11 protein-coding genes and 1 pseudogene are annotated in these 9007 nt (G+C 68.5%); 6 read left to right on the forward strand and 6 right to left on the reverse strand.

Features of this window, described 5'->3' with window-relative positions; all coding sequences use genetic code 11:
• Positions 1–776: pseudogene (locus JHC99_RS15290) on the forward strand (aconitate hydratase); the annotation flags it as partial.
• A gap of 68 nt (positions 777–844) precedes the next feature.
• Here JHC99_RS15290 and JHC99_RS15295 read toward each other — a convergent pair.
• The 3 genes from JHC99_RS15295 to JHC99_RS15305 form a co-directional block, all read right to left on the reverse strand.
• Positions 845–1252, reverse strand: coding sequence for a hypothetical protein (locus tag JHC99_RS15295; protein WP_292155302.1), 408 nt, complete (start codon positions 1250–1252; stop codon positions 845–847).
• 54 nt (positions 1253–1306) lie between these two features.
• A complete protein-coding gene (locus JHC99_RS15300; protein ID WP_292155316.1) occupies positions 1307–2206 on the reverse strand; it encodes a hydrogen peroxide-inducible genes activator in 900 nt (299 codons plus the stop codon).
• A 374-nt stretch (positions 2207–2580) separates the two neighbouring features.
• Complete coding sequence (locus JHC99_RS15305; RefSeq protein WP_292155303.1) at positions 2581–3324, reverse strand: methyltransferase; 744 nt, start codon at positions 3322–3324, stop codon at positions 2581–2583.
• A 111-nt stretch (positions 3325–3435) separates the two neighbouring features.
• Here JHC99_RS15305 and JHC99_RS15310 point away from each other — a divergent pair, with 111 nt between their 5' ends.
• From JHC99_RS15310 to JHC99_RS15330, 5 genes are read left to right on the forward strand one after another with little or no spacing between them, the layout of a single operon-like run.
• Positions 3436–4020, forward strand: coding sequence for a hypothetical protein (locus JHC99_RS15310; RefSeq protein ID WP_292155304.1), 585 nt, complete (start codon positions 3436–3438; stop codon positions 4018–4020).
• Positions 4021–4034: 14 nt separating this feature from the next.
• Positions 4035–4676: a hypothetical protein gene (locus JHC99_RS15315; protein ID WP_292155305.1), complete on the forward strand. Its 642-nt coding sequence runs from the start codon at positions 4035–4037 to the stop codon at positions 4674–4676.
• A complete protein-coding gene (locus JHC99_RS15320) occupies positions 4676–4984 on the forward strand; it encodes a transcriptional regulator (RefSeq protein ID WP_292155307.1) in 309 nt (102 codons plus the stop codon). Before JHC99_RS15315 ends, JHC99_RS15320 begins: the two co-directional genes overlap by 1 nt.
• 50 nt (positions 4985–5034) lie before the next feature.
• Positions 5035–5814, forward strand: coding sequence for a tyrosine-protein phosphatase (locus JHC99_RS15325; protein ID WP_292155308.1), 780 nt, complete (start codon positions 5035–5037; stop codon positions 5812–5814).
• The gene (locus tag JHC99_RS15330) at positions 5811–7124 is read left to right on the forward strand and encodes an anthranilate synthase component I family protein (RefSeq protein WP_292155309.1); all 1314 of its coding nucleotides are present in this window, start codon (positions 5811–5813) and stop codon (positions 7122–7124) included. The genes JHC99_RS15325 and JHC99_RS15330 overlap by 4 nt, the downstream gene beginning before the upstream one ends.
• A 12-nt stretch (positions 7125–7136) precedes the next feature.
• Here JHC99_RS15330 and JHC99_RS15335 read toward each other — a convergent pair whose 3' ends face one another.
• From JHC99_RS15335 to JHC99_RS15345, 3 genes are read right to left on the reverse strand one after another with little or no spacing between them, the layout of a single operon-like run.
• Positions 7137–7697, reverse strand: a complete 561-nt coding sequence (locus tag JHC99_RS15335) for a TadE/TadG family type IV pilus assembly protein (RefSeq protein WP_292155310.1) — start codon at positions 7695–7697, stop codon at positions 7137–7139.
• The gene (locus JHC99_RS15340; RefSeq protein WP_292155312.1) at positions 7694–8233 is read right to left on the reverse strand and encodes a TadE/TadG family type IV pilus assembly protein; all 540 of its coding nucleotides are present in this window, start codon (positions 8231–8233) and stop codon (positions 7694–7696) included. Before JHC99_RS15340 ends, JHC99_RS15335 begins: the two co-directional genes overlap by 4 nt.
• 13 nt (positions 8234–8246) lie before the next feature.
• Positions 8247–8684: a pilus assembly protein N-terminal domain-containing protein gene (locus JHC99_RS15345; RefSeq protein ID WP_292155314.1), complete on the reverse strand. Its 438-nt coding sequence runs from the start codon at positions 8682–8684 to the stop codon at positions 8247–8249.
• Positions 8685–9007 lie beyond the last annotated feature (323 nt).

The following is a 9007-nucleotide window of genomic DNA, read 5'->3' on the forward strand; positions in this document are numbered from 1 at the left end:
CGGTCACCGACATCGTCGAGGGCCGCGTCCTGGCCATCTTCGGCGACTCGATCACCACCGACCACATCTCCCCGGCCGGTTCGATCAAGACCTCGTCGCCGGCGGGCCAGTATCTGGTCAATCACGGCGTCGAGCCGCTGGACTTCAACGGCTACGGCGCGCGTCGCGGCAACCACCAGGTCATGATGCGCGGCACCTTCGCCAACATCCGCATCCGGAACCGCATCACCCCCGACATCGAAGGGGGGGTGACCAAGCACTTCCCGTCGGGCGACACGATGTCGATCTATGACGCGGCGATGCGTTACCAGGCCGAGGGTCGGCCTCTGGTCGTGTTCGCGGGCAAGGAATACGGCACGGGCTCGTCGCGCGACTGGGCGGCAAAGGGCACGCGTCTGCTGGGCGTCCGCGCGGTCATCGCCGAAAGCTACGAGCGGATCCACCGCTCGAACCTGGTCGGGATGGGTGTGGTGCCGCTGCAGTTCAAGGCAGACGGCTGGGTCAAGCTGGGGCTGACCGGCGAAGAGATCGTCACGGTGCGTGGCCTGTCGGACGTCAATATCGGCAAGCTGAAGCCGCGTCAGGACCTGTGGGTCGAGCTGTTCCGCCCGTCGGACGGCAAGATGGCCCGCTTCCCGGTCCGCTGCCGCATCGATAACCAGACCGAGCTGGACTACTTCAAGGCCGGCGGCGTCATGCCCTACGTCCTGCGCAACCTCGCCGGTGGCGCGGCCAATGCGCCCCTGCCCGAGCCGGAAGAGATCGCGGCGGAGTAGGTCGTCCGAGCAGACGAGAATGAGGGCCGGCGGAGCGATCCGCCGGTCCTTTTCGTTTCAGCCGCCGCTCAGTCCGCGCAGAGGGCGGGTTGGGCCCTGCCGTCCTTGACCTCGGAGAAGCAGCCGAACTGGACGTTCTCGCGCTGGCAGACGCCGGTGGTGCGGGTGCCGACCCTGGAGATATCGAACTGGATGCACCGTCCGGTGCAGTCGGCCTTGTCGGTGCAGACCTTGCCGGCGTCGGGCATGGGGATGACGCAGTAGGGCATGTTCATCAGCCCGACGCGCCGGATGGCTCCGCCGGCACGGCCGCAGAGAACAGGATCGCTGTCCCAGGCCGGGTCGTGTCCGGACAGGCTGGGGGCCGGTCGATCGTCGGCAGTGACGAGCACCGGGTCGGGTGTCGGCGCACAGGCGAGCAAGCCGCCGATGAGCAGCAGGGAAGCCAGCCAGACGGCGAGGGTGCGCAGGGTCATGGGGCCAACCCTACACGCGAACCGGCCGGTGGGAAGACCGTGATCCGGGCAGGATCAATCCTGGGCCATCGCCTCGGCCAGAAGCCGGGCCTCGGCGGCGCGGCTGGAGCCGGATCGCCAGGCGACGACGATCTCGCGGCTGGGGACGGCGCGGGCACCTTTCGGGGTGATGTGGCGGGTCACGACCGCCGGGTTGTCGGCCAGGCCCGCGCGCACGGCCATTTCGGGCAGGAAGGAGACGCCGAGCCCCGATCCGACCATCTGGACCAGGGTGTGCAGGCTGGTGGCGGCGAAGACGTCGTCACCCTTCGGCGGGTCGATGTCGAAGGCGGCCAGGGCCTGGTCGCGCAGGCAATGACCGTCCTCCAGCAGGATCAGTTCGGACGAGGACAGTGAGCCCGGCCCGATCGCGCCGGGCGCGGCCAGCACATGGCCGATCGGGGCCACGGCCAGGATCTCGTCATGGCCGATGTGGGCGTGGTCGATGCCGGGCGCATCATAGGGCAGGGCGATGATGGCGGCATCGAGCTGGCCCGCCTTGAGCCCGGCGATCAGGCGCGGGGTCAGGTCCTCGCGGATGAAAAGGCGCAAGCCCGGATAGGCCGACTTCAGCCCCGGCAGGGTGGCGGGCAGAAGGAAGGGGGCGACGGTGGGGATGATCCCCAGGCGGAACCGGCCGGACAGGGGGCGACCGGCGCTGCGGGCCGCCTCGACCAGGTCCTCGGTGCGGGCCAGAACGTCCTCGGCGCGACGCACGGCCTCGGCTCCCACGGCGGTCAGCTGGACATTGCCCCGGGTCCGCTCGACGACGGGTGCGCCCAGGATACGCTCAAGCTCCTGGACACCGGCCGACAGGGCCGGCTGACTGACGTGAGCGGCCTCGGCCGCCCGGCTGAACGAGGCATGCTCGGCCAGGAGTTTCAGGTACTGGAGCTGGCGCAGGGTCGGGAGCATGGAGGCGAACATAGGCGCTTCCTATGAAATTGGCGAGGACGATCGGTCCAGCTTGTTCGTTCCCGGCAAGCCAGGTTGGCGGTGGCGGTCGAAAAAGTGACCGCCAAACCGCCAGAGTGCCAAACGGGAGGTGATCAATCCGTCGTTCTCGGGCGGCTGATCTCCCTGCCGGCGGGGCGAACGGAGCCTGAACCGGAGGTGCGGCTGCTGGTCGGCTGGAACATGTCAAAGACCCGAACAGACAGATGGGACACGGGAGACCGGGCGCAAGGGCCGATGAGGAAAGTATTCCTGTTTCCTTTACGGCTTCCAGCGAAGGCCAGGCGACATTGCCCGTCAGCCGTGGCTTGAACGGCCTCGCTCCCTGAAGGCGATCAGTCTGGATTTCGCAGCAGATACAGGCCAAATCCCATGACCCCGCGTCCGAAATCGAACATCAGCTTCAGCTGGTGGGCGCGGCCCGCGATGGCCGGGGCGTCCGGGTGGGTCGGGTTGGCGTCCAGCCAGGCGTAGACGGCGGCCTGCATGGTGTCGCCGTAACGGTCCCACCGGGCCTGGGTTGACAGGGCGGCCGAGACGACCTCGAAGCCTGCAGCGTCGGCGGCGGCCCGCCAGCCGTCGTGATCCGTGTAGAGGTTGTTGAGCTCGACCAGCTGACGCAGCGGTCCCGGCGGCTCATCCAGCCAGACCAGATCACCCCACAACAGCCAGCCGCCCGGCGACAGGTGGGCACGCAGACCCTCCAGCATGGCGCGGGGCGCACGGACGCCCGGCCCGGTCGGCTCGATCACCCCCAGGGCGACAATCAGGTCGTAGGGCGACGAGATCGCCAGCACCTCTGGCGAGGCGCCCTTGCGCAGGATCACCCGACCGTCCAGCCCGGCCGAAACGACTCGATCACGAGCCAGGTCGATGATGGCGGGGTCGATCTCGACCGCCTCGACCGACAGGCCGAACCGCTCGGCCAGCCGGATCGAGACGGAGGCGTTGCCGCAGCCGATGTCGAGCGCGAGCGCGCCTGGCGTCAGGTCGGTCAGGGCGATCGCGGCCTCGATCGCGTCGAGGTCCACGGCGTTGCAGACCTCGAGCGCCTCATAGGCGATGCGGTGGAAGCTCATGCGCATGGCCGCTGTTAGCGCGTCCTGTCGTCAAGCCCAAGGCAGACCGAGAAAGCACTTTACATTCCAAAGTCTATGAGAGATAAGGCGGGGACTTCAACGGAGCGCGCCATGACATCGACCCTCGCCTCTTCCGTCTCCCTGGGCCGCGCTGCGGCACCGACCGACACCACCCTGGCCGTCGCCTCGGGGCGCAACCTGATTGCCGCCGGATCGATCTTCGCCATGGCCAATGCGGTGCAGTGGGCCATCTTGGGCGGTGCGCTGGACCTGCATCCGGCGGTGCTGTCCCTGACCTGGCCGATCGCGGTCGGAACCTTCCTCGTCATCCTGCGCCAGCTGAGGGCCGCGGGCGGGGAGGCCGGCCGCCGCACCGCCGTCTGGTCGCGGTTCGCCATCCTGAGCCAGATCGGCGCGGCCCTCGTGCTGGTCGCCGCATCGGCCGCGACGGGTCAGTGGGGCCTGATGATGTGGACCTCGGTCGTCGGGCTGGCGCTTTACGGCATCGCCTGGGGCACCGCAGCGGTGCGGACGCGCAGGATCTGGATCGGGGCGGTCGCCGCGGGGTGTCTGTGCGCGGCGGGCGGGGTCGCGACCCTGGTCGGGACGCCCGGTCAATATCTGGCCTATGCCGGCGGTCTGGTGGCCTTTGCCCTGCTGCCCGGGCTGGCGCTGGTCTTCCGCGGCCGAATCTGAAGGGAATGACGACCATGACCGAACCTCACGTCCCGGCCGAGGCCGCCGACATCGCCTGGATGCGCAACCTCGCCGCCGAGGGGGCGGCCGAACCCCTGCGCGGCGGGGCGACCCTCCTGGCCGCCGGCCTGCTCTTCGGCGGGGCCAGCCTGTATCAATGGGCGGTGCTGTCGCAGGCCTTGCCGATCGCGCCGTCCAGCCTGGCCATCGTCTGGCCGGTCATCACCGTCGCCTTCGTGGCGTTCGCGACGATCCACGGTATCCGGACGGGCCGGTCAGCCGGGGTCCGCACGGCCGCCAACCGGGCCTCGGCGACCGTCTGGAGCGCCGTGGGGCTGGGCATCTTCACGCTGTTCGTCTCGATGGGACTGATGGGATGGCGAATGGGAGCGGAGGTCTCGGCCGTAGCGCTGGGCCTGATCCCGTCGGTCATCATGGTCTTCTACGGCCTGGGCTGGGCGGTCAGCGGGGCGATGTTCCGCTCGGCCTTCCTGTGGCGGCTGTCGGTCGCGTCGTTCGTCGCCGCGCCCGTGCTGGCTGCCTTCACTGGATCGACCTGGCAATATCTGGCCTATGCCGCCTGCCTGTTCGGCCTGATGGCCGTGCCGGGGTGGCTGTTGATGCGCAGGGTCCGGGCGGCCGAAGGACAGGGCTGATGAGCGATCCGTCGTTCGACATCGGCCGCATCGACGAGGTCATCCACGGACGGATCCGGCTGGGGATCATGGCCGTGCTGGCCGGGGTCGACAGCGCCGACTTCAACACCCTGAAGGCCCGGCTGCAGACCACCGACGGCAATCTGTCGGTGCACCTGCGGAAGCTGGAGGACGCCGGGTTCGTGGCCATCGAAAAGCGGTTCCAGGGTCGAAAGCCCCTGACCGAGGCCCGCATGACCGAGGCGGGGCGCACCGCCTTCGTCGCCTATCTCGACGCCATGGCCGGCCTGACGGGTGCGGCGCGCTGACGCCACGACCGGGGCTGGCGGCCAGCCCTCGGAGCGACCTATAGAGGCGAATGACCTCGCGCCTGCTCAAGCTCGCCACCCTCGAAAACCTGCGCGACTACGGCGACTACGCCACGGCTGCGGGCGGGCGGGTGCGACCCGGTCGGCTGTTCCGGTCGGGGCATCACAACCGGCTGGACGACGCCGACCTGGAGAGGCTGGGCGGACTGGGTCTCGGCACGATCGTCGATCTGCGCCGCAAGGTGGAGCGGACCCAGCAACCGTCGCGGCGCCATGCCGCCTTCGACGGCCGGGTCATCGAGAGCGATCTGGACGCGGCGGGCGAGGCACCGCACGTCACCTTCCTGAAGACCGCCGACCTGACCGCCGACAGCGGTCGTGAGTTCATGACCGGCCTGTACCGCGCAATGCCCTTCTCGCCGGCCCATATCGAGACCTTCGGCGGTTATTTCCGCGCCCTTGCCGACAGCGACCGGCCGGTCCTGATCCACTGTGCGGCGGGCAAGGACCGCACCGGGCTGCTTGCGGCCCTGACCCATCACATCCTGGGGGTCAGGCACGACGACCTGATGGAAGACTATCTGCTGACCAATACGGCGGTGGACATGGTGCGGATCGCGCCCAGGATCGCGGCCAACCTCAAGAAGACGACGGGCCGCGAACCGTCGCACAGCGCCCTGGTCGCCTTTCTCGGCGTCGAGGCCGCCTATCTGGACGCGGCGTGGAGCGCGATCACGGACCGGTACGGGTCGATCGACGCCTATCTGGCGACCGTGCTCGGCGTCGATACGGCCGTGCGTGATCGGATCGGCGAGCGGCTGGCGGCATGAGCGAGACCCGCGACGGCGGACGTGTCCGTTGCGTCCGAACCCTGGACTGGCGTGACCCGCTGGAGGTCGCCGCCGGGCTGGCGATGCGCGACGGAGCCCTGTGCCTGCTGTCCGATCCGGCCCTGCCCGGCAGCCGGTCGTTCGTGGCCGTCGATCCCGAGTGGGCAACGACGCCGGACGCGGCCGAAGGCGGACCGTTTGCCGGGCTGACGGGTGATGTCCTGACGGCCGGGGTTGTCGGGCTGGCCAGCTATGACGCCGGTGCGCGGGTCGCCACGGGGCTGCGCGAGACGGTGTGGCCCGACCTGACGCTGGCGCGGTATGCGGCGATGCTGGTGTTCGACCATGACGCGGGCAAGGTCCGGGCGATCGGCTGGGGCGAGGACGAGGCGGTGGCGAGCGACGCCTGCGACCGCGCACAGGGCTGGATGTCGGGAGCGAGATCGCCGGAAGCGCCGCCACCGCCCGCCCCGGCCCTGATCCCCGATGCCGACGACCAGACCTATTTCGATGCGGTCGCGCAGGTGGTGGCACGCATCCGGGCGGGCGACCTGTTCCAGGCCAATATCGCGCGCGGCTGGACGGCGGTGCTGGAGCCGCAGGCCGATCCGTTCGAGGTCTTCGTGCGGCTGGCCCAGGGCGGGGCCGCGCCGTACGGGGCCTTCTGGAGGCTGGGAGAGCGGGCCCTGGTGTCGAACTCGCCGGAGCTTTTCCTGACGCTGGATGCCATGAGCCGCCGCGTCGAGACCCGGCCGATCAAGGGCACAAGGCCGCGCGATACCGACCCCGTTCAGGACGCCGCCAACGCCGCCGACCTGCTGGCCAGCGCCAAGGACCGGGCCGAGAACCTGATGATCGTCGACCTGATGCGCAACGACCTGTCGCGGGTCTGCGAGGCCGGGTCGGTGCAGGTCGAGAAGCTGTTCGCCCAGGAAGCCCTGCCGACCGTGCATCATCTGGTCTCGACCGTTTCGGGGCGGCTGGAGGTGGACCATGACGCCGCCGACCTGTTGCAGGCGACCTTTCCGCCGGGGTCCATAACGGGCGCGCCGAAACATCAGGCGATGAAGGTGATCGCCGCGCACGAACCGCCGCGTGGGGCCTGGTGCGGGTCGCTGTTCCTGATGGACGAGGACGCGAACCTGACGGCCTCGGTCCTGATCCGCACGGCCAGCTTCGAGCGGGTCGACGGCCGGTGGCAGGTCCGGACCCAGGCCGGGGCCGGCATCGTCGCCGACAGCGATCCGGCTCAGGAACTGGCGGAAACCGAGGTCAAGATCGGCGCCCTGCGGCGCGCGCTGACCGGGTAGTCCGTTGCAGGATCAGCTGGTCGGGCAGTTGCTGCACAGCACCTTGTCGACCCGGCGGGGCCGCAGATAGAAGGCGCTGGAGAATTTGGTCACCGCCGGCATCAGGTATTTGATCGGCGAGGTGTAGTCGTAGGTGGTCTCGGACATCACCGCGCTTTCGCCGTTGGAGATGATGTCGGCCGGGACCGTGACGGTTCCACCGGGCGTATAGGCGGTCACGCCGCTGGCGCGCGACCAGTCGACCTTGGCCACGCCGTTGGCATCGCGGGTCACGCTGGAAATGCGGGTGGTCAGGGTCGTCGACGAGAACGGCTTCATCATCAGGGCGCCGATGGCGATGATGTCGTCCAGCTCATCCGTCGTGACCACGTCGGTCTGGGCCACCAGGTCGGCCACCGCCGAGGCCGTATGGGCCATGCGCTTCTGGGACATATAGCCCTGGCAGAACTCGGCCAGGCCGAAATAGAAGGTGATCATGACGGGCGCGATCAGGGCGAATTCGACCGCCGACACGCCGCGCCGATCGCCGCGCAGCCGCGACAGGAATCCCTGGGCTTTGCTGGGCTCGGTCATTGGTCCCAGGGCTCGTTACGGAAGGCCGTGGTCGCGGTCATGATGGTGTCGCCGTCGCCGAGCTGCGACAGGGCCTGCTTCAGGAACGGGGTGAACAGGGGCTGTTTGTACCAGGTGCGCACCAGGATCAGGCTGCCGGGCTGGCCGGTCGTATAGGTCAGTTGAGACGGGTCGAAGCTGGTTCCGCTGGCCATGGGGTCGGGCGGGTTCTGGTTGCGGAACTGGGGGATCTCGCGGACATCGACGGTGGCGCGCGAGGTGCACTGGCCGCTGAAGATGCTCATCTTGCCGCACAGCTGGGTCTTGAACTCGGCCGCCGTCAGGTTCGATCCCGCCGCCTGGCCTGTGCGCACCAGCCGCCCGGTCTCGATCACCGCGGTCTCGAGAACGGAATCGGTGACGAACACCATTCCCAGCTCGATGATGGCGAACATCATGAAGAAGAACGGGAAGGCCACCATCGCGAACTCGACCGCCGACGAGCCGTCGCGGTTACGACGGCGGCGCAGGGCGGAAAGGGTCGGGCGGCGGATCATCGGTGGTTCGGTCTCAAGGCGTCGGGACGCCCGAGGCTGCGGGGGCGGCCGAGGCGTTTTCATAGGTCCGCAGCGACGGCGAACAGGTGGCGGCGCAGGCCATCTCGGTCGCCTGGCCACCACGCCAGACGCGCAGGCTGCCGGGGGAACCGCCCGAGACGATGATCTGGTTCTGGAACAGCGGGCGGCCGATGGCGTCGACCGCGAGGATCTCGGTCTGGCCGTAGCCCTTGCCGATGATGACCAGGGTGTTCTGGTCGACGACGGTCACATCGGCGATGGCGGGATTGGAGACGATCACCGAAGACACCGAGCCGCGCAGGGACACGCGCTGGGTGCGGTCGATCCCGACGCTCATCGACCCCGACTGGGCCAGGACCGGGGTCGCGGCCATGCACAGGGCGAACAGCGAGGCGGCGAGGATCGAGCGGGGCTTGGAAACCTGGGTCATTGAAATCTGTCCGGGCGCGCGATGCGACGGGCGCGACCCTGCGCCGGAAATCTCAAGAAAGTCTGAAACGCGGGCGATCGCCGACCTCGGCAGGGCGAAACAAAGTAAACAGCTCGGTAACCACACTCATAAGACCTTGGTTATTGTTCGCTTTACTTCGATTTAAGAGCTGATCCGTAGAGTGAGGCTTGTAAACGGGATCCAGCGGGCAAAACCGATGGTCCTTTCAGTACCGCCACCTTTTGCTCGCTCAAACCAAGGAAACTCTCATGACCAAGTTCATCTCCAAGTTCGTTGCCGACGAATCCGGCGCCACCGCCATC

Source organism: Brevundimonas sp., assembly GCF_016463485.1.
Classification (GTDB): Bacteria; Pseudomonadota; Alphaproteobacteria; order Caulobacterales; family Caulobacteraceae; genus Brevundimonas.